This is a genomic window from Domibacillus sp. DTU_2020_1001157_1_SI_ALB_TIR_016 (genome assembly GCF_032341995.1).
Taxonomy (GTDB): Bacteria; Bacillota; Bacilli; order Bacillales; family Domibacillaceae; genus Domibacillus; species Domibacillus indicus_A.
In genome coordinates this window covers 385,681-404,922 of sequence record NZ_CP135439.1, presented here as the reverse complement: position 1 = coordinate 404,922, position 19,242 = coordinate 385,681, and the positions used below count along the sequence as shown (strand labels likewise).

The 19,242-nt window shown below is 46.3% G+C and carries 19 protein-coding genes; 5 read left to right on the top strand and 14 right to left on the bottom strand.

The genetic code is table 11. The features are described from left to right. The first annotated feature begins 50 nt into the window (after positions 1–50). Positions 51–173 (top strand): hypothetical protein, encoded by a 123-nt coding sequence (locus tag RRU94_RS10055; RefSeq protein WP_255821829.1) that lies wholly within the window; start codon positions 51–53, stop codon positions 171–173. A 51-nt stretch (positions 174–224) separates the two neighbouring features. Here RRU94_RS10055 and RRU94_RS10050 read toward each other — a convergent pair whose 3' ends face one another. From RRU94_RS10050 to RRU94_RS10035, 4 genes are all read right to left on the bottom strand, one after another. Then, the gene (locus RRU94_RS10050; protein WP_315694068.1) at positions 225–2,177 is read right to left on the bottom strand and encodes an S-layer homology domain-containing protein; all 1,953 of its coding nucleotides are present in this window, start codon (positions 2,175–2,177) and stop codon (positions 225–227) included. A gap of 107 nt (positions 2,178–2,284) precedes the next feature. After that, a complete protein-coding gene (locus tag RRU94_RS10045; RefSeq protein WP_315694066.1) occupies positions 2,285–3,307 on the bottom strand; it encodes a C40 family peptidase in 1,023 nt (340 codons plus the stop codon). 306 nt (positions 3,308–3,613) lie between these two features. Next, positions 3,614–5,536, bottom strand: coding sequence for a S8 family serine peptidase (locus RRU94_RS10040; protein WP_315694064.1), 1,923 nt, complete (start codon positions 5,534–5,536; stop codon positions 3,614–3,616). A 113-nt stretch (positions 5,537–5,649) separates the two neighbouring features. Then, a complete protein-coding gene (locus RRU94_RS10035; RefSeq protein ID WP_315694063.1) occupies positions 5,650–7,041 on the bottom strand; it encodes an N-acetylmuramoyl-L-alanine amidase in 1,392 nt (463 codons plus the stop codon). A gap of 248 nt (positions 7,042–7,289) precedes the next feature. Between RRU94_RS10035 and RRU94_RS10030 the strand changes: the two genes are divergently transcribed. Both RRU94_RS10030 and RRU94_RS10025 read left to right on the top strand, forming a co-directional pair. Continuing rightward, a complete protein-coding gene (locus RRU94_RS10030) occupies positions 7,290–8,591 on the top strand; it encodes a hypothetical protein (RefSeq protein WP_315694062.1) in 1,302 nt (433 codons plus the stop codon). Continuing rightward, positions 8,584–11,331, top strand: coding sequence for a DEAD/DEAH box helicase (locus tag RRU94_RS10025; RefSeq protein ID WP_315694061.1), 2,748 nt, complete (start codon positions 8,584–8,586; stop codon positions 11,329–11,331). Before RRU94_RS10030 ends, RRU94_RS10025 begins: the two co-directional genes overlap by 8 nt. A 207-nt stretch (positions 11,332–11,538) precedes the next feature. Here the strand turns inward: RRU94_RS10025 and RRU94_RS10020 are convergent, their stop codons facing one another. Next, the gene (locus RRU94_RS10020; RefSeq protein ID WP_315694060.1) at positions 11,539–11,904 is read right to left on the bottom strand and encodes a single-stranded DNA-binding protein; all 366 of its coding nucleotides are present in this window, start codon (positions 11,902–11,904) and stop codon (positions 11,539–11,541) included. Positions 11,905–12,141: 237 nt separating this feature from the next. On the opposite strand from RRU94_RS10020, the gene RRU94_RS10015 reads away from it, so the two are divergent. Then, a complete protein-coding gene (locus RRU94_RS10015) occupies positions 12,142–12,561 on the top strand; it encodes a YwpF family protein (protein ID WP_315694059.1) in 420 nt (139 codons plus the stop codon). Between the two features lie 206 nt (positions 12,562–12,767). Here RRU94_RS10015 and RRU94_RS10010 read toward each other — a convergent pair whose 3' ends face one another. The 9 genes from RRU94_RS10010 to RRU94_RS09970 form a co-directional block, all read right to left on the bottom strand. After that, positions 12,768–13,172 (bottom strand): hypothetical protein, encoded by a 405-nt coding sequence (locus tag RRU94_RS10010; RefSeq protein ID WP_242232829.1) that lies wholly within the window; start codon positions 13,170–13,172, stop codon positions 12,768–12,770. A gap of 145 nt (positions 13,173–13,317) precedes the next feature. Next, positions 13,318–13,635 (bottom strand): hypothetical protein, encoded by a 318-nt coding sequence (locus tag RRU94_RS10005; protein ID WP_315694058.1) that lies wholly within the window; start codon positions 13,633–13,635, stop codon positions 13,318–13,320. A gap of 154 nt (positions 13,636–13,789) precedes the next feature. Then, a complete protein-coding gene (gene fabZ / locus RRU94_RS10000; protein WP_315694057.1) occupies positions 13,790–14,209 on the bottom strand; it encodes a 3-hydroxyacyl-ACP dehydratase FabZ in 420 nt (139 codons plus the stop codon). Between the two features lie 13 nt (positions 14,210–14,222). Then, on the bottom strand, positions 14,223–14,426 hold the full coding sequence (locus RRU94_RS09995) for a DNA-directed RNA polymerase subunit beta (RefSeq protein ID WP_251271623.1): 204 nt from the start codon (positions 14,424–14,426) through the stop codon (positions 14,223–14,225). Between the two features lie 16 nt (positions 14,427–14,442). Further along, positions 14,443–15,231 carry a flagellar hook-basal body protein gene (locus tag RRU94_RS09990; RefSeq protein WP_315694056.1) on the bottom strand — a complete coding sequence of 263 codons (789 nt, stop codon included), beginning with the start codon at positions 15,229–15,231 and terminating at the stop codon, positions 14,443–14,445. 13 nt (positions 15,232–15,244) lie between these two features. Beyond that, positions 15,245–16,045, bottom strand: coding sequence for a flagellar hook-basal body protein (locus RRU94_RS09985; RefSeq protein WP_315694055.1), 801 nt, complete (start codon positions 16,043–16,045; stop codon positions 15,245–15,247). Between the two features lie 140 nt (positions 16,046–16,185). Continuing rightward, a complete protein-coding gene (locus RRU94_RS09980; RefSeq protein WP_251271619.1) occupies positions 16,186–17,190 on the bottom strand; it encodes a rod shape-determining protein in 1,005 nt (334 codons plus the stop codon). Positions 17,191–17,608: 418 nt separating this feature from the next. Then, positions 17,609–17,860: a sporulation transcriptional regulator SpoIIID gene (spoIIID, locus tag RRU94_RS09975; protein ID WP_251271617.1), complete on the bottom strand. Its 252-nt coding sequence runs from the start codon at positions 17,858–17,860 to the stop codon at positions 17,609–17,611. A 121-nt stretch (positions 17,861–17,981) separates the two neighbouring features. Then, positions 17,982–18,587, bottom strand: a complete 606-nt coding sequence (locus RRU94_RS09970) for a peptidoglycan DD-metalloendopeptidase family protein (protein WP_315694053.1) — start codon at positions 18,585–18,587, stop codon at positions 17,982–17,984. Positions 18,588–18,790: 203 nt separating this feature from the next. Here RRU94_RS09970 and RRU94_RS09965 point away from each other — a divergent pair, with 203 nt between their 5' ends. Beyond that, a complete protein-coding gene (locus RRU94_RS09965) occupies positions 18,791–19,225 on the top strand; it encodes a VanZ family protein (RefSeq protein ID WP_315694051.1) in 435 nt (144 codons plus the stop codon). Positions 19,226–19,242 lie beyond the last annotated feature (17 nt).

Sequence of the window (19,242 nt, the reverse complement as noted above, 5' to 3'; positions counted from 1 at the left end):
ATATTTAAGATACATTCTTCATACATCTTATTTCGAAAGGAGTTTTCTAGATGAAAATGATCACTTTCTTATACGGATTTTTAGCCCATGGAGACGCAGACAAAGAGGTGGCCCATCACTTGACGGATTCCTTTACTGGAATTGAATCTTACTGGATGCCCCCTTCCCAATAACGGATTGATAAGGAAAGCCCGCTTCAGACAATGGCCTGAGCGGGCTTTTTTTCATTTTGCAATCGGCAGTATATTTACTTCGCTTCGCTGAAGGTATCCGGATATGCGAGTTGGAACGTCGGAGATCACCTGCATCCAATCGCCTGTCTGCGTAATCGTAACAGGCATTCTCGTTAAGTTATAAGTGTATACGGCACTTCCTCCCGCACTGACACGTACGTGAACGCCCGCTTTGTTTGTAAAAGCGAGAGTGTAACGGCCAAAGTCTTTGCCGCCCATTTCTTTGTCAACGTTGTACATATGTCCTGCCAGCTTCGCACCCCAGTATGGATCGGACGCATACTTGACGTTTATACCATTTGATTTGTTGCCTGGTGCTGCGCCGTATGCACGCCAGTCATTTGGTGTAAAGTAGCCGCCGCGCCAGTCACCGGCTGTACCTTTAAAGTAGGCGTCAACAAGATGGACCACGCCTTCTTCTACCGTCTGGAATGCTTTTCCGCCGCTCGGATCGGAGTCATACACAGCAATCCCGAAAAGATTGTTTAATTGCTGTGCTTTGTCGCTTATTCCGTAGTCACTTTCATGAATCGCCATGCTGACAATTAAAAGCGCATTTACGTGATACTGGCTTTCTATCTTTTTCGCGATTGTACCAAGGCCAATCAGCTTACTTTTCGTTGTGGCATTCTCGTATTTTGCAAGGCCGGTAGCCTGTCGCTCCGCGAGCGCTTTTTTAATATAGCTGTCCAGCTGTGCGGCCGTGTAGCTCGTTGTAGAGCGGCCGGATAAGAACTGGAAGTATTGATAAGCCCGTCCGACTGACTTGCCGCTGGCATTATAAAACGAAATGCCGTCCCAGCTATAATACTTTGAACCTGCCTGCATAAAAGAAGGCGCCGGCCCGGCCGTGTAAGAAACGGTTTTGTTTGTGTCGACATTATAAATGTTATGAATGAGCATACCGCCGGAAACAGCGTAATAGCCTCTCCCCTTCGCACCTTCATATGGCACAAGGCGGGCATCTGCTTGTTTCATATAATAATATTCTCCGCCAAGATACACTTTTACATAGGAATTAGTTGATGTAATATATTGCAGCTCAGTGGAAATCCCGCTGCTTCCGATCGCCGATGCGGTCACATACGTTTTAGCGTTTGTAAGTGCTGGGTCTGTATATAGGGAAACCGTTGTCGCATTGCTTGCAGGCTTGGCGAAAACAAGACCCGCATAGTTCTTCATGTAAATAATTTTTCCGTCTTTTAGGACAAGCTCAGAACCGCTTTTGGTCATCGCCTGTTTAGCGAGATCAAACGATTCGTATTGCATCGGAGCGCGTGTAATCGTTCCGCTGCTGTCAATATTCGCTGTTTGATAATTCTTTGCAGGCGGCTCTGGCAGATCCCCGTCAAGCAGGCGGTAAATAAACGCAGCGGCCTGGTCACGGCGTGCGTTATCTTCCGGGCCAAAGCGGCCGTCTCCATAACCGGAAATAATGCCGAGGTTGACGCTTTTACCGATTGCAATCCGGTGTGCGGAGCTTAAGTTATCGATGTCGGTAAAATCAGGCTGCACATATACCGCTTCTTTTTTCAAATAATCAAGGGCATTGCTGATCATCAGCGCCATGTCTTTACGGGTAATCGTCATCTTCGGAGAGAAGTTGCCGTTCGACCCGCCATTAACAATGCCAGCCGCCGCTGCAGCGTAAATGTAAGGAGCCAGCTTTGCAGATGGCGAAACGTCATTAAACATAGCCGGTCCAGCCGGCAATTCGAGGGCGCGGGCTAAAAATGTGGCAAACTCTTCACGTGTTACATTGTTTTCAGGCTTATATGTACCATCTTCATATCCGCTCATCACGCCAGCGGCGATGACCGCGCGGATTTCTTTTTCAAGGGTAATGCCGGTTACATCATCTGCAGCCTGCACTTTACTGTTTAGGAATGGCAAAAGTGGGAATAGTAATACAAGTGCCATCACAATTGAAACTGCTTTTTTCATCCTAGATTGAAACTCCCTTCAATAGTTGGTGGCCTTTTATTGCCTATCTTTCTCTATATATAGAAAACAGCCCCGGCGTAAGGGTCCGGGGCTGTTGATTTACTTTCTTATTGAGCGTTTGTTGCATTATAGATTGCAACCGTAAACGCTTCGCGTGTTGCAAGATGTGTTCCGTAGAACTTATCGCCTTCGAAAAGGCCCGTTTTATCGATTGAAGCCATTGTTACAATGCCTTCGTACGCCCAGTGATCTGCACGAATATCTGAATATCTAACACTTGCAGCTGCCGTTTGTGACATTTGCAAGTCGAATGCGCGCTGGATAATAGCGGCCATTTCGTTTCTTGTCATCTCCGCTTCTGGACGGAACGTTTTATCGTCGAATCCAGTGATGATGCCTGCTTCACGAATCGCGGCAATATCATAAGCGAAACGATAGGTTTTCGGCACATCTGTAAAGTGGCTCATGACAACTGGCTTCAAGCCAAGTACGCGGTTCATAATCGCCGCTGCCTGTCCGCGTGTTACTTTAGCGTCCGGGCGGAATGTGTAATCTTCAAAGCCGTTGATGACTTCTTTATCTGTCAGCGTTTTGATCGCTGTATATGTTGTATCTGTTGTCGGTACATCTGTAAACCATGATGGAGTAACTGGTGCAGCCGCTGCTTTTATCACACGTTTCGCACCTGCATATCTTGGTCCCCAATATGTGTTGCTAAGAGAAACAAGCGCAATGCCTTGACTTGATGTTGCATTCAATACCATATTGCCGCCGGCATACACACCTACGTGCGAAATCCCTGCTTTATATGTATTTTTGAAGAATACAAGATCGCCTACTTGTAAATCGCTTTTTGAAACTGCTGTGCCAACGTTGTATTGCTGTTCTGCCGTTCTTGGCAGTGAAATATTTGCTGCGTTACGATAAATATATTGAGTAAAGCCGGAACAATCAAACCCACTTGGCGTTGTTCCTCCAAAGACGTAAGGGACACCCATAAACTTTTTACCATAAGCCACGATTGATTCTCCAACAGACGCCGCTTCCGTTTTAAACGATGTCAGCGGTGAAAGAGTCAAAAGCATGACCGCGGCAAGTAAAGCCGTTATTGCTTTTTTATACCTGTTCACTTCAAACCTCCAGTTTTTCTCTTTCTATCATTTCTCTCTCGTGTTTTTTCTCATTGAAAATATTGTAGCAAATTTAAACCCAAAAATAGGTTACGTTTCTATTACATTCAAATATCATTTCATGACATTGCTAGTACGGGGTTTTTATTGCTTTTTGATCAAAAAATAGGAGAATAGACATTATTTATCCTGTATTTATTTTGTTTCTTTTATGATCGTGTAACATTGACATGTTTCTGAAATAAAACTGAAAATTCAGCAAAATAAAAAACAGCATCCGTCATTAACTGACAGATGCTGTTTCGTTTATCGCAATTCGCTGTTGATGGCACGTGCTAAAAATGTCGCAAACTGCGCACGGTTCATATGGGTATGCGGACGGAATGTACCGTCTTCATAACCGCCGGCAATGCCTGCTGCCGCTACCCCGTTAATATATTGGTAGCCGGTAATGCTTGCCGTAATATCTTTTAATGTACTCGTCGAAGCCGGGTTGATCTGATAGGCTTTTGAAATGAAGATGGCCATTTCAGCCCGTGTGACCAGCTGGCCTGGACGGAAAGATCCATCTCCAAAGCCCGTTGTAATGCCCGCGTCTGCTAAGCTTTGAATGTAGCCGGATGAGCTGACATTTGCCGTTACATCTTTAAACGATGTCGCACGCTGGGTGCCGTTTAAACCGAGTGATTTCCCGATTAAAATCGCTGCTTCTCCGCGTGTAATACTGGATTCCGGCTTAATAGTGCCGTCCGTAAAGCCTGTCATAATTCCTTCGTGGTTCAAGTACGTTACGTAACGGTCATACCATTTAGAAGAAAGCAAATCTTTAATTTGTGGAGACGCAATCGTTACTTTTAATGTTGTAAACGATGTTTCATCTTCCACTCCGTTTACAACCGGATGGAAATAGTAGCTGACTGTGCCTGCTGAAGCGTAGTCTGTCCACTCTGCTGCCGTTTTGTTTTTGCCGACCAGCTGATCACCACGGTATACGTTGTACGTACCGAAACGTGCAGCAAGGTCGCTTGTATCAACAGTCAGTTTCCCTTTACTGTCCGTCGTGTAAGGAAGTTCAATCCCGTGATTGATTAAATTTTTATCTACTTGTACAAGACCGAAGCCGAAATAACGGTCACGGCCCGCTGCTCCTAAATCCTTCGCGTTTTTCTGCAGCAGGGCGCGAAGCTGTTTGTTTGTCATTTCAGGATACTTTTCTTTGTATAGAGCAGCCATGCCGGATACGTACGGAGCTGCCATAGAGGTACCGCTTGATGTTGTGTAATCGGAATCCGGATACGTACTGTAAATTTTCACGCCCGGTGCAGTTAGTTCAATTTCTTTTCCAAGTGAAGACTGGCTGTCTATTTTGTCATACTCATCAATCGATGATACCGCAATGACACTGTCAAACTTCGCTGGATATTCAACCGATGAATCATTTCCTGAAACGGGCGGCCCGGTATTTCCGGCTGCCCCTACAAGTAAAATGCCCGCATCATATGCTTTTTGCATCACTTCTTCCATCGCCGGTTCATAAATAGGCGAGGTAATGCTGATATTTAAAATATTCAGCTTCTGCTTAATCGCCCATTCTACTCCGGCGATCAATGTGCTTGTTGATCCTTCGCCGTATTCATCGAGCACTTTAATGGCATACAAGCTCGCCGCCGGGGCCACCCCGATTGTGCCGAATGTGTTGTTATTAGCTGCAATAATTCCCGCTACATGTGTGCCGTGCCCGGCATTGTCATTGTAAGAATCCGGACATCCGGCGGGATCAACGATCGTCATCGTACATGTACCGCCGACCACTCTTTTCTGCAAATCCGGATGCCGTGTATCAATGCCTGAATCCAGTACGCCAATTTTTACACCGGCTCCTTTTAGTGTAGAGGGTACCATATTTTTCACGCCTACTTTTTCGTAACCGTACGAAATCGTTTGTGCAGACGACTGAACCGGCATATCATAAGAAACCGATTCAACCTCCGGTGACATTTGGAGTGCTTTTCTCTGCGCCTCGCTTATGGTAATGGACGCGGCCGGGATTTCTTGAAATATGTAGTCAACCGATTCGGAGAATTGTTCCAAAAGCTCTTTGTCTACCTGGCTTTTAAACATAATAACGGCCTGCCTGCCGTCCTGGACCGCCGCTTTCGGTGCGGATGGTGTGTGAAAAAATAAAAAGAATGCTGCAAAAACCAGAGCAGGTAGTTTTATAGCCTTCATGCTGGTCACCTCTTTCTTCAAAACTAAAATAAAAAGAGAGGCCCTGTTTGGGATCCCCTCTTTATTGTACACGGCGTGTATCCAATATTCTATTTATATATTGGCCTATTTTATTACTTATAAAGCGACGTTACATTGTAACCTTTTGCTTTGTAATAGTCCAAAATACCGTTATAAATTGCTTTAGACATCACGTTCAGCCAGTAATCTGACTTCAGTTTGTCGTTGTCGGTTTTGTTTGTAATAAAACCAAGCTCAAGCAATGCAGCCGGCACTGTGTTGTTTTTTAATACATAATAGTCAGCTGTTTTCACGCCGCGGTTGTTTAAATTCCACGCAGCGATCATACGGCTTTGGACTTTTGTTGCAAGCAGCTTGCTGTCCGCTGCGTTCTCGCTGTTTGATGCAGCCGAGTAAAATGTTTCTGTACCAGATGCGCTGGCAGAAGCAGCATTGGCATGAATGCTAAGGAAAATGTCGCCGTTATTTTTGCTTGCAAATGCGGCACGGTTCGCCAGTGTAATAAATGTATCTGTCGAACGCGTCATTTTCACATTAAATGGTGTGTCTTTAAGCAGGTTGTTTACTTTCAAGCCTGTTGTAAGCACTACATCTTTTTCCTGAAGACCAAAGCCAATCGCACCTGGATCACTGCCGCCGTGGCCTGGATCCAAGATAATCGTTTGTTCAGCCAGACGCGGGTCGGCTGTCGTAGCACTTGTTGTTTCTGTGCTGCGCAGATAATAAGAGTTTACAAAACCAACAATGGTGCCGGAGCGGATGTACGTCCAGCTTCCGACTGAATGAGCTGCTGATACACGTGCATCTTTCGCCAGTTTTCCGACTGGTGCGTATGCTGTTGATGGGCCTGAACGAACATTAAGATCGCCTGTGTTTGTCCACATCGTTCTTTTAAATTCGTCTGTTTGAACAGTACGGAAAGTTGGAGCAATGGCCCGTGCAAGAAATACTGCAAAGTCCACCCGTTTAATTTGATAAGATGCACCAAACGAACCGTCTGCCATTCCATCTGCAATACCACGGGACATCAAGGCTTTTGCCGCACCGGATAAAGTACCGCCGAATGAATAACCAAATGCTTTCGAAAGCATAACCGCCATTTCACCGCGTGTTACTTGTTTATATGGTAAAAACCGTCCCCCGTCATAACCGGACAGGATGCCTTTTTCTACAGCTGACTGAATGTAACCTGACGCGAAATTGCCTGAACCGACATCAACAAATTTTGTTTCACGTTGTGTGCCATTAAGCTGAAGTGCCCGCCCGATAAAAGCGGCTGCTTCGGCTCGCGTGACCGTTTTTTCTGAATCAAAAGTTGTTGCAGACGACCCGTTGGCAATTCCCCCTTCCGCCAGATAATTGACTTCTTTTGACGCCCGGTATGGAACATCCACGAAGCCTGATGCGCTGGCATTCTGTCCAAAATTAAACAAAGGAACCGTCAAAATAAACGCTAATACGACAAAGAAAAACCGTTTCTTCACCTTTCTGCCTCCTTTCTTAAAATTTACCACCTAAGTCTAGCACAGAAAATATAATCTAAAAACATCTCTTTTTTTAATATTTCGTGACAAATCGCTATTTTGTTAGTTTTACCCTAAAAATGTAATTTATCTGTAACAGTTGTTACATTGAAGAAACACTAGAACTTATGTTCCTTATCCTTGCCTAACCAGGACGGTTTCGTGCTATAATGAAGGAATCTTACAGAATCGAAAGGGTGCCATCTATTTTGACGAAGGCGAAATCGCTGTTTACTGATTCATCTTCTCCAAAGCGGGCAGATTTGCTTTCTATTCCGGGTGTAATGCGGGCTTCCGATTTAAAGCCGGCTCCTTCAAGCGGAACCTCTGCCGGCGAATGGAAGGAATTTGTGCTGTCTGCTTTTCGGACCCGTCTTTCAGCCCAAACAATAAAGGCCGAGCCGTACCAGACAGAGTATGCGGCAAAGGAGCTTTACCAGGCGCTTCTCAAAAAAACACCCTCAGATCGGGAATGGGCTGTTCTTTTTCGTTTGTTTGCGGCGTTTTATTCCTTCTCGGCGCTGGCGGACCAGCTGGACGAAGCGTCCCTCGCACCGGAAGTGGCAGAACGGGCTGCTTATGACGTGCTGTTTTATTTTGTCGATGAAGCCTATGACGCTGCAAAAATGACCGGCAGTGCCCTGCCGTTTGCTTTTGAATCTTATATTGAACAGCTGCGCAACGATGCAGGGCGCCTGCTCGGTTTTCCTTTTGAGCAGTTTCCGGCAGCACGGCTTGATATTTACCGCTTATTATGGGAATCCCTTTTTACCAGAACCGAGTGGCGGACAGCAGAGCTTGAGCGGATCGCCCCGGCACCCGGCAGCAGTACGGTACAGCATGCCGCTTATTTGCATCAGCTGTATCTGCTTAATGACATGGAGCAGTTTATCACCCAATCGGCTTCTGCGCCGGCGGATATTTTTCCATATTTTCTGCACTGGCTGCAGGCGTCAAAAAGATCCAGCCGTTTTATAGCCGTTCTTCGAGGCGCCGCTTCCCTTGCGCGGGACGGCCTGCTTACGATTGAAAATGAATACAGCCGGCGCTTGTTGGTCCGGCAGCTGATCCGCCTTGTCGAGGAGGATGAAGCGTCTGAGCTTGCTCCTCTTTTAGTAAAGGAGCTGTACACCTCCCTGCTGCCGTTTAGCTATGTGTCGCTCAGCTACTTTTTAATTGGCCGCGGCGACTATGCCGAATGGGTGGACTTACAGCTGCTCATTGATGCCGATATTACAGACCTTGACCGGGCCGGCTTAAAAAGTGTCGTAAAAGAAGCTCCCGAGCTGGCACTTCCTCTTCTTCATCATGGAATTAGAGGTTTTATTGCTGAAAAAAACCGGTCTTCTTATAAAAAAGCCGTCCGGTTTATGAAACGGATGCGCACGATTTATAAAAAACTCAAACAAACGGACGAATTCGACCGCTGGCTGGAATGGATCCTTGGTGAAACAAAGCGGCTGCGGGCGTTTCAGGAAGAATGCAGAAAAGGCGGGCTGTTGGATGATTAATCTTAAAACGGTTCATCTTGTTACACAATTTGAACAAGGCTTTTTTTATTTGCGGGCAATGGATGCGAACGGTGCGCCATTGCCTTTTGATTCTTGGACGCGTCTCCTGTTCGGCGGACACGCGGAAAGCTTTTATGGAACAAAACTGACCATTGCTAAACAAGACGGAGAGCCGGCTGTCCAGCTGACGCCGTTTGAATGGGCATCTCTTTTTAAAGCGGAGCATTTCAACCGGTTTGCCCGCTTTGAGTGGGATGAAGCAGGCCATTTCAGCCTCGCATGCGCCCCCGTTCTTTATGAAGCCGTTTTTGACGTAATGCCTTCTTTTCAGGAAGATGGCGTGCAATGGACTGTGCCGGAAGAAGTATACGATGAATTTGCCGAATCGTTTTGGCGGGAGCCTATTTATGGCGAAAGCCGCCAGTCGTTTGTAGAGCGGATTTTCCCCGCTCTTGCCTCGGAGGCACATCCTAATATCACATCGGTAACCGATGCGGTCGGCACCCGACTGACGATGGATGAACTAAACCGTTATTTTGACGCGGAACGGCTTAAGGAGTACTTAGCCGACGGAGAGCCGGCTGCCTTCGAACCGGGACTGCGATTATCCGAGCCGCAGTCCGATGACGGAAGCTGGACGCTTGAGGCGATCTTACTGCGCAGGAAGCCATCTGAAAAAGTGTATGAGCTGGACAAAAAATTGCCGAAATCAGCAGAACCGTTTTTGGAAGCGGCGCAGGAAGAGCTTGGACGCTGGCTTCGTCTGTTTCCGGAGCTTGATGATGAGGGCGAATTAAAACGTTTCTTATCCGAGGAAGAAGCGATCACCTTTTTAACTGACCGTGGTGAAAAACTCACCGCCCTCGGTATACCGGTGCTGCTGCCTCCCTGGTGGGAATCTGTGCGCTCGGCGGCTGTTTCCGTTGCCGCAGACGTGCGTGATAGCAATAAGCAGTCCTTTGTCGGCATGAACGCTATTTTGGATTTTGATTTTAAAGTGGCGCTTGGCGGCGCAGAAATGACAGAAGAAGAATTTTTAGCGCTCGCTGAAGCCGGCTCGCGCCTTGTGAAGGCGAACGGCCGCTGGGTTCATCTGGACCCCGATGTGATCCGAAAAATTAAAACACTGATGGAGCGCGCCAAACAGGAAGGCTTAACTGTGGTGGATGTGCTGAATCAGGAATTTGCGGACCCGGATGATGCAGCGCGTGTGCACATTCGCCTTAACCGCTCGCTTCAAGCGATGGTAGACCGGCTTAAAAGCGGTGCAGATATCCCTCTTCTTTCGCCGCCGAAGAAGCTGCACGGAGAATTACGCCCGTATCAGCTGGCTGGTATGAGCTGGCTGCTTTTCCTGAGGGAATGTGGTTTTGGCGCCTGTCTTGCAGATGATATGGGACTCGGGAAAACTGTCCAGCTTATTTCCTATTTGCTGCATGTGGAAAAAAGAGAACGCCCGGAAACACCTGCCCTGATTATTTGCCCGACATCTGTTCTTGGCAACTGGCAGCGTGAGCTTGCCGCCTTCTCACCCGATTTATCGGTGATGCTTTACTATGGAAAAGACCGGCCGCGCGGTGAAGCATTTTTAGAAAGCATCGCAAACGCGGACGTTGTCCTGACCACGTATGGACTTGTTCACTCTGATTTTGACACACTCGAAAAAATAGAATGGAATACAGTGGCACTGGATGAAGCGCAAAACATTAAAAATGCCGGCACAAAACAGTCACGTGCTGTTCGGAAGCTGAAAAGCCGCCATGCCATTGCCCTGACCGGCACACCGATGGAAAACCGCTTATCTGAGCTATGGACGATTTTTGACTTTACAAACCGGGGCTGGCTCGGCACTCTGGCACAGTTTCAAAAAACATACATGGCACCGATCGAAAAAGAACATGATGCCGGGCGAGTGGCTGCTTTACAAGCAAAAATCCGGCCGTTTCTGCTGCGGCGGACGAAAACAGATCCGGAAGCGGCACTGGGTCTGCCGGACAAAGTCGAGCAAAAAGAATACTGCCCTCTTTCAAAAGAGCAGGCTGTTTTATATGAGCAGGCTGTCCGTGAAACAATGGATCAAATCGGCCAGCTGACCGCTTTTGAACGCCGGGGCCTGATTCTCCGTCTGCTTAATCAATTAAAACAGCTGTGCAGCCATCCGGCTCTTTACTTAAAAGAAGACGACCCGCAAGATGTGCAGGACCGTGCTTCGAAAATGGAGAAGCTGATGGAGCTTGCCGGTAATATTTATGAACAAGGAGAAGCCTGCTTGATTTTCACGCAGTATATCGGAATGGGGAAAATGATTCAGCGGGAGTTGTCCGGGGCATTTGGCATTCAGGTTCCATTCTTAAACGGAGCTACGCCAAAGCAGGAGCGGGATAAGCTTGTGATGCAGTTTCAAAACGGAGAATTTCCTTTCTTTCTTCTTTCTTTAAAAGCTGGAGGCACAGGATTGAATTTAACAGCGGCCAATCATGTGATTCATTACGACCGCTGGTGGAATCCAGCCGTTGAAAACCAGGCAACCGACCGGGCTTACCGAATTGGGCAAAGCCGGTTTGTCCACGTTCATAAATTTATCACGACCGGCACCATTGAAGAAAAAATTGACGCCATGATTGAATCAAAGCAGGCGGCCAGCAGCGAAATTATTCAAAGCGGTGCTTTTATTGCCAGCATGACCGATCAGGAGCTTGCGGAATTGTTTACTTTAGATAAAAACCCCGCCCTGCGCTAGAGGAATGGCAGGCGGGGTATGCGGCGGGCGCCGTTATGGGGATATGAGGGGATTGGGGCAGCCAGGACGGGCTGCCCTTTACTTTTGCTGCTGCTGTTCTAATCTTTGAACTCGTTCTTCAAGCTGATAAATAATGGCTTTTGCTTTGCCTAGCTGAAAAATCACATCTTCGATCACACGTTCAACTTGTTCTGTCATGGTTCACCTCTAAATTAACGGTACAGTTTGAATGACGCCGGGCGATTCACCCGTCTGCGTGTCAGCCTGCTTTTTACTGAGAAAACGAATCGTCTGGACAAGCACTTCCGTTACATAAATGGTTTTACCGCTTGAGTCTTTATAGTTGCGCGTTTGAATCGAACCGAGTACAGCAACCAAAGAACCTTTTTCACTGTACTTGGCTGCCGTTTGGGCCAGGCGCCCCCAGACTGTGCAGTAAATAAAATCGGTGTCTGTTTCGCCCTTTGCATTTCGATACGGCCGGTTGACCGCAATCGTTGTCTGTAAAAGCGGTGTGCCGTCTGTTGTATGTTTCACCTCTGGATGCTTTGTCAGTCTGCCGACAAGCGTCACTTGATTTATCAGCTCGCTCCCCTCCTTTCGTTGGGCTGGCTTTAGCATAAAGGAAAAACATGGGTTTACACAAAGGTCATTTCCTTTATGTTCTTCCCATTTTTAGGTTAATTATGGGAACTATTTTTCTTTCCTGTTTGATGGAAGGCGATCCCTTTTGGTCAAAAAATGATTTTTCGTTTAATTCTTGTTATACTTTCTTTAATAAATCGCTTTCTTGAGAGGAGCGTGAACGACTTGAAAACCTTTAAAGTAGCAGCCTTTTTTTTCGAAAAAAAGGGAGAGATGACCCCAGTCCCGCTTCAGGACGGCCTCATTATTAACCGTGAAGATGAACAGCGTTCATGGCTGATTGAGCTGTTTTTACAAGAAGAAGATGTACAGCTGGTCCGTACTTTCGAACAGGATGAGCAGCTGACAGCACGTGTCGCCATTTCACATCCTGGTAATGACCCGGCGATGTTTACCGTATCGATCCGTTCCTTCGAGCTTTTGGAAGACGGTACAAGTATTTTATTTGATGCACAGCTGCGCCAGATGCGAAACGAATATGCCAAGCAGGTTCTTCATTCTCTTGTAGAAAAAGGCCTTTCTGGAGAAAAGCTGCTTGAGGCATTTACAGAAGCTCTCCACAGCCGCCCTAAAGTAGAGCAATAAAAAAAACGCCTTCCTTTAAGGGAAAGCGTTCAATCAATGAATAATATCCGACCGGAGTCCGTCCTGGCCAGTTTGAAGCGTCTGCTGAAGCAGCTGGATAAGATAAGAGATATCCTGTTTTGTGTATGACTGCATCGGCAGATTTTCATCATACACCTCGGCATACAGCAGCGAAGCCAGTGCTAAGTCCTGTTCATCGGCCGGACTTAGCCCTTCGGCTTTTTTTTTTCGTATTCATTTAAAAAATCAATATAAAAACGGGCTTCCGCTTTACATGAGAAATCGTAATCGGTTCCAAGCTTTTCCTGCTGTGCATTCAATGTCTCAATTTGCTCGGCTGTTGGTTCTTCCGAGAAAATTTTTGCGACGACTTGATTGATTTTACCAGCCAGCTCTTCATGAAACCGCGGATCGTTTTTCACATCGTCCGGCACATCATGATACCAGGAAGCATGCTTATGAATATAGCTCTGCCATTCCTTCATGAAATCAGCGGGGCTATAGGCTTCTTCCTCCCACATGATATTGGCCATATATTGTTCAAACGCCGTTGTAATGGAACGGGTAATGCTAATTTTAATACCGTGTGATAAACCACTTAAGATGGACATTGCCAATAGGTACCTCCTAGAAATAGCCTCATTGACTTCTTTAGAATAATAACTCTTATACTCTATCATACTTTTGAACCGGTGACAAAATTTTTTGTTAATAAAAGAAGCATCGGAGACGCTGGCGCCCGATGCTTTCTTTTGATTATTGGTTGTTGTTATTGTTGTTGTTTCCGTTATCTTCCAACTCATCCTGACCCTCATCAATATTCTCTTGCAGATCCTGCTCGCCTTGATCCACACCTTCTTCTACATCCTGCTCGCCTTCATTCACATCTTCCTCTATATCCTGTTCGCCATCCATCACGTCATTTTGCGTATCGGTGCCATTATCCTGCTGTTCCTGCTGTTGTTCCTGCTGATCCTCCTGCTGCTCTTCCTCATCCTGACCGCCGCCGCACCCAGCTAAAATCATCGTCACAAGCAAAGAACCGCCCACTAATTTAAATAACTTTGCATTCATCTAAAAAAGCCCCTTTCATTTCTGTAGAATTGATCCTCTTACGTGATGTATTGTTTCCCGCAATTGGTCAAAATATCCGTTTTTTTATAAAAGAGGCACAAGTATAAAATAAAAAAGCGGTGCTGCCATATAAAAATGGCAGTACCGCTTTCTTCTATTCCAAAGCAAACATTAAGTCTGCTTCACAAACAAGCTCGCCGTCTACTGTCGCTGTAGCTTTTGCTTTTCCAATCGAGCCGCGCAGGCGTGTCATCTCCACCTCAAGGCGAAGCTGATCGCCCGGAATAACCTGCCGTTTAAACCGGCAGTTGTCGATGCCGGCGAAAAAAGCAAGACGGCCTTTGTTTTCTTCTTTTTTCAACATCGCGACCGCACCTACCTGCGCCAGTGCTTCCACGATTAATACGCCCGGCATAACCGGATAGTCCGGAAAATGACCATTAAAAAATTCTTCATTAGCGGTCACGTTTTTAATGCCGACCGCACGCTTTCCTTCCTCGACCTCAAGAATCCGGTCTACAAGCAGAAACGGATAGCGATGCGGAATTGTTTCTTTAATTTCACGAATATCCATACTAGCACCCACCTTAAAAAAGACTGTTTACGACTACGTCATATAAATTCATCCACGTGTCCCATTTAAATACGTCAATCGGGTTTCCACTCCCGATAATACTGTATCCAATCAGCGCACCGATAATGGCGGTCAGGACAATGAAAAACAATGACAAAACAAATCTGCCAAGGGGGGTGAGGCGGGTTTGTTTCGTCCGCTTCAATCCATTTGTCACAATTAATCCTTCCCCTTTATCTGACCCCGTTAATTAAGCCAAGCATTTGATCAGCGATTGAAATCGCCTTTGATTGGAATTGATAAGAGCGCTGGGTAATCATCAGGTCGCTCATTTCTTTTGAAAAGTCAACATTGGACATTTCAAGGGCCCCTGTTTGAATACCCGCCTGCTGGCGTTCAGCCGCATTCAAATTACGCAGAATTTGATTTTCGGCTGTGGCCGGGTTCTCCGGCAGCACAAGCAGATTTTGGGACGCCCGCTCTAAAAATTGCGGCTTGTCTACTTGAACGAGCCCAACCAGGGTCCCTGCCTGGTTTTCCATTTCATTCTCAGGCAGCACAACCGGGTTATCCCGTTCATCAAGCACGGGGTAGCCTTCCGATGTGACGAGCATCACATTGCCTCCGCCAGCCGGTGTCACAGAAAACGAGCCGTCTCGTGTGTAATGTACGCGGTTGTTGCCCTGCTCATCCTCTACCAGCACTTTAAAAAACTGATTCGGCTTGGATAGGGCAATATCCAATGTGCGTCCTGTCTGCTGCAGCGTGCCCTGCGTTCCAACCATTTGCGCCTGCGCCATCTGGGCACCGACCCCAAGACGGAGGCCGGATGGCGTCAGTCTTCCTGCGTCTTCGCTTTGAGGTTCCATATTATTGGCCTGCTGATGAATCAAATCGGCAAACGTGGCTTCGCTTCGTTTGTATCCTGCTGTATTGATGTTCGCGATGTTATTGCTCGTTACGTCCATCTTTTTTTGAAGCTGTGACATCGTATTGACCGCATTGATCATAGTTCTGTTCATTCTGCGTTCTCCTTTACGTTACGCGCCCGATTTCGTTCGCCGCTTTTTCCATGCTGCGGTCGTAAGCAGTCAGCACCTTCTGGTTTGCTTCAAATGAACGGTAAGCTGTCATCATATCGGTCATCGTTCGGGCTGTATCCGTATTTGATCCTTCTAGGGCCGCCTGCTGAATAGAAAACACGGCATCCTCGCTCCCGAACGCATTTGGAAGAGCTGCTCCGTCAATCCGGTACAGGCCGTCTCCCTCTTTAATTAAATCATTTGGGTTTTCGGCGTAGGCAACACCGATTTGTGCTACCTGCTGTCCATTTTCCGTGATTCGGCCTGAGCTGTCTACTTCAAATTGATCAGAAGACAGCTGAATCCGGCGTCCTTCTGTATCCTGTACGTAGAAGCCAGAAGCTGTTGTTAAGTATCCTTCCAAATCCAGCGTGAAATTTCCATTTCTTGTATAGCGCGGTTCACCGGCTCCGTTTTGAACGGCAAAGAAAACAGACTCTCCCTGCAAAGCAAGATCTGTTTTCAGCCCTGTTTCCCGAACGTCACCCTGACGGAAATTAGGCATTGTTTCTTGTAAGTAGACGCCAGTATTGAGCGCGCCGATTTGCGGCTCAAGCGGCACATTTAATTTATTTTCGACCGGTATAGATGTTTTATCCATCCGCTTTAAAAGCATTTCCGGAAAAGCTCTTACACTTGTCTGGTCTGCTTTGTAGCCCGGTGTATTCGCATTTGACATGTTGTTCGTTAAAATTTCAGTGCGCCGCTGCTGGGCAATCATGCCTGAGGCAGCAGTGTAAAACCCTTTAAACAACTTTTTCACCTCAATTTTTTAGCAATAGATGCCGTCTTCATTATACAATGGCACCCCCTGCATTAACAGAAAATAATAAGAAAAATAGACAGTTTGAGGGAAAATAAATAAAGCTGCTTATAAAAAGCAGCTTTATTTGTTCATATTTTTCTTTTTTTGGAAGAAATCCGGTCCATGCTCTCAAGCATAACACCTGTACCGATGGCTACGCAGTCCATTGGGTTCTCGGCCACAAATACCGGTACCTTTAATTCATCTGCCATTAATTGGTCAATGCCGTGCAAAAGAGCTCCGCCGCCTGTCAGCATCACACCGCGGTCGATAATGTCAGCAGACAATTCAGGAGGTGTCTGCTCAAGTACATTTTTAGAGGCCTGGACAATTTGTGCGACAGATTCACGCAATGCCCCTTCAATTTCTACAGAAGTAATCGTTAAAATTTTCGGCAGTCCCGTCATAATGTCACGCCCGCGAATCTCCATTTCTTCATTGCGAGAACCTGGATATACCGTTCCGACGTTGATTTTAATCGCTTCTGCTGTCCGCTCACCAATCAAGAGCTTGTACTGCTTTTTCACATAGTTCATAATGTCAGCGTCGAATGTGTTGCCGGCCACTTTAATCGACTCAGCTGTCACAATCGCACCCAGCGACAAAACCGCTACGTCCGTCGTACCGCCGCCGATGTCAATTACCATGTTTCCGCTCGGCTCAAAAATATCCATGCCGGCGCCAACAGCCGCCACCTTCGGCTCTTCTTCCAGATAAACGGTTTTTCCTCCGCTTTTTTCTGCTGCTTCACGAATGGCTTTTTGCTCTACCGCCGTAATTTGTGTCGGGCAGCAAATTAAAATACGCGGCTTTGATAGAAAGCCTTTTACATTTAGTTTATTAATAAAGTGCCTAAGCATCGATTCGGTTACATCAAAATCGGCAATGACTCCATCGCGAAGCGGACGAATCGCTACGATATTGCCCGGTGTCCGGCCGACCATTTGATAAGCTTCTTCTCCTACTGCAAGCACTTTATTTGTGCTTCGGTCCAGTGCGACAACAGATGGTTCGTTTAGTACAATTCCTTGTCCTTTTACATGAATCAAAACATTAGCTGTGCCAAGATCAATTCCAATATCCCTTGATAACATGCTTTATTCCCCCTGAATATGCTTTATCTATTCTTATTATGAAAGTCGCTTTTTTGCTCCAAATATCTATTTTACCATATATTTAGGAAAGTATGGACAATGATTATCCGTTTTTGACTATGAAAAAAGGACGCTCTTTTAAAATAGAGACGTCCTTTTTTAGTATTAGGTTTCAACAATCAGAACATTTGAATGTCAGTTCCCAATTTGCGCGGTGTGAGCCCAGACAGGCCAGGTTCCACTTTTGCTTCATCTTGACTCCAGCAGCCAGTCTCGAAGTCATAAGTATCATCAGCTGTGCGTCCAAGAATACCGCTGCTGATGATGCTGATGCCAGTCGAGCTTATATGGACTGCTTTCGCTTTTGCTTCATCTTAGCTTCAGCAGCCAGCGCCCAAAGTCATATTGACATTGAGTGTTAAACAGACCGCTTCCACTTTTGTTTAGTCGCTTCTCCTCCCCGCAGGTGCCGGACAGATTTATGATAGTGCAAAATATGCTCGACACGAGCGGACAGCTCCGGGTTTACATTCGGCAGCCGTTCCGTTAGATCTTTATGGACGGTGCTTTTTGAAATGCCGAATTCCTTTGCAATGTCCCGGACCGTTTTGTTTGTTTCCACGATATATTTCCCGGCCTTCAGCGCTCTTTCTTTGATGTATTCGCGCACGCACACGCCTCCTTCAGCGGAAACGGGATGAGCGGTGTCGAATGGTTCGGCCATAGGTTTCATCGAATGAAAGTAGACCCATTTCTTTTTACTAACAGTATGCGCATTCCCTGGGAAATATTCATTTCCATTCACTGACGGCCTTTCCATAGAGCGCGGATGGATTTATCAGGTCGCCATCTTTGGTCATTTCAAAGTGAACGTGAATACCCGCTGATTCGTTGAGAATGCTGCGTCCGGCCTCGCCAATTTTTTGTCCCTGGCTGACCTTGTCATCTTTTTTCACTTGAATATCCTTGATCGATTGGAATGTGCTGACTGCCCCATTGCCATGGTCAATTTCAATGTAATTCCCAATGAATGCATCTTCCCGTACATCCGTAACCGTTCCGGAAAGCGGTGCGGATACGGCAAAGGTTTTTCCGTTTTCAAGCGCATAGTCTACACCCGTACTTTCATAGTAGGTGTCGTTAAATACAACAAGCGCTTCTTCCTGCTGGGCTGCTTTTGCTTTTGAATCGTAAAAAGCGGTTTTCGCAATCGCTCCTTCTACAACTGGCATGATCATCTGTTCCGTCTCGACAGTGCCATTCACACTTTCTGCTGGCTGATCAAATACGGCCGCATCCTCTTTCTTTTCAGGCTTCATTACTTCGTAAAACATAAGACTGGAAATCAATAAAATAGCACAAGCAAGATAAATCACAGGCAGTGCCCGTCGCTTCATAAAGAAGTCTTTTAATTTTGGGGGGAGTGTTTTTTTGCCGCCCTCTTTCATAGTTATCACCTCGACAACCATTTTGGACAGGCAGATGTTTTTTTATACACTTATGCCATAAAATTCCCTAAATCGTACGAAAAACGCCACAATCATAAAGGTTCTCACTGCGTTGGAATGGTAAAATCAAAGAGGGAGATGGAGGTGTGGAAGTGAAAAAAGGAATTCGGTTTTTAATGATGGGACTGCCTGTTTTATATATGATTGCTATTTGGATCATGTCAGGGCTTCCGCACGATACAATTATGGATTTACCGAATAATAAAGTAGACTTATTTATAAAAGAATCACTTCACCTTGTTGAATTTGCCATTTTGTACGGCCTGATTGTGCTTGCTCTTTTAGCAAATGGAAAGCTGACGCCGCTTACCAGCCTGGCTGCAGCAATGTTTGCTTCTTTTTACGGACTGACTGACGAAATCCATCAAGCATTCGTACCGTACCGGTCGGCTACGCTTATTGATGCAGTCAAAGACGTAACCGGTGTTACGATTGCATTTTTAGCTGTTAATTATTTTTATTTCGAGCGCAAATCACGTATCGGCCGCTGGCTGGCAGGCTTCGGTGAATGGACACGTCCGCAGTAAATGCGGACGTGTTTTTT

Excerpts from the sequence above, each read along its gene's own strand:
- RRU94_RS10055 (WP_255821829.1), top strand. The coding sequence starts at position 51 with ATGAAAATGATCACTTTCTTATACGGATTTTTAGCCCATGGAGACGCA.
- RRU94_RS10050 (WP_315694068.1), bottom strand. The coding sequence starts at position 2,177 with ATGAAAAAAGCAGTTTCAATTGTGATGGCACTTGTATTACTATTCCCA.
- RRU94_RS10040 (WP_315694064.1), bottom strand. The coding sequence starts at position 5,536 with ATGAAGGCTATAAAACTACCTGCTCTGGTTTTTGCAGCATTCTTTTTA.
- RRU94_RS10025 (WP_315694061.1), top strand. The coding sequence starts at position 8,584 with ATGATTAATCTTAAAACGGTTCATCTTGTTACACAATTTGAACAAGGC.
- RRU94_RS10010 (WP_242232829.1), bottom strand. The coding sequence starts at position 13,172 with ATGTCCATCTTAAGTGGTTTATCACACGGTATTAAAATTAGCATTACC.
- RRU94_RS10005 (WP_315694058.1), bottom strand. The coding sequence starts at position 13,635 with ATGAATGCAAAGTTATTTAAATTAGTGGGCGGTTCTTTGCTTGTGACG.
- fabZ (WP_315694057.1), bottom strand. The coding sequence starts at position 14,209 with ATGGATATTCGTGAAATTAAAGAAACAATTCCGCATCGCTATCCGTTT.
- RRU94_RS09990 (WP_315694056.1), bottom strand. The coding sequence starts at position 15,231 with ATGAACAGAACTATGATCAATGCGGTCAATACGATGTCACAGCTTCAA.
- RRU94_RS09980 (WP_251271619.1), bottom strand. The coding sequence starts at position 17,190 with ATGTTATCAAGGGATATTGGAATTGATCTTGGCACAGCTAATGTTTTG.
- RRU94_RS09970 (WP_315694053.1), bottom strand. The coding sequence starts at position 18,587 with ATGAAGCGACGGGCACTGCCTGTGATTTATCTTGCTTGTGCTATTTTA.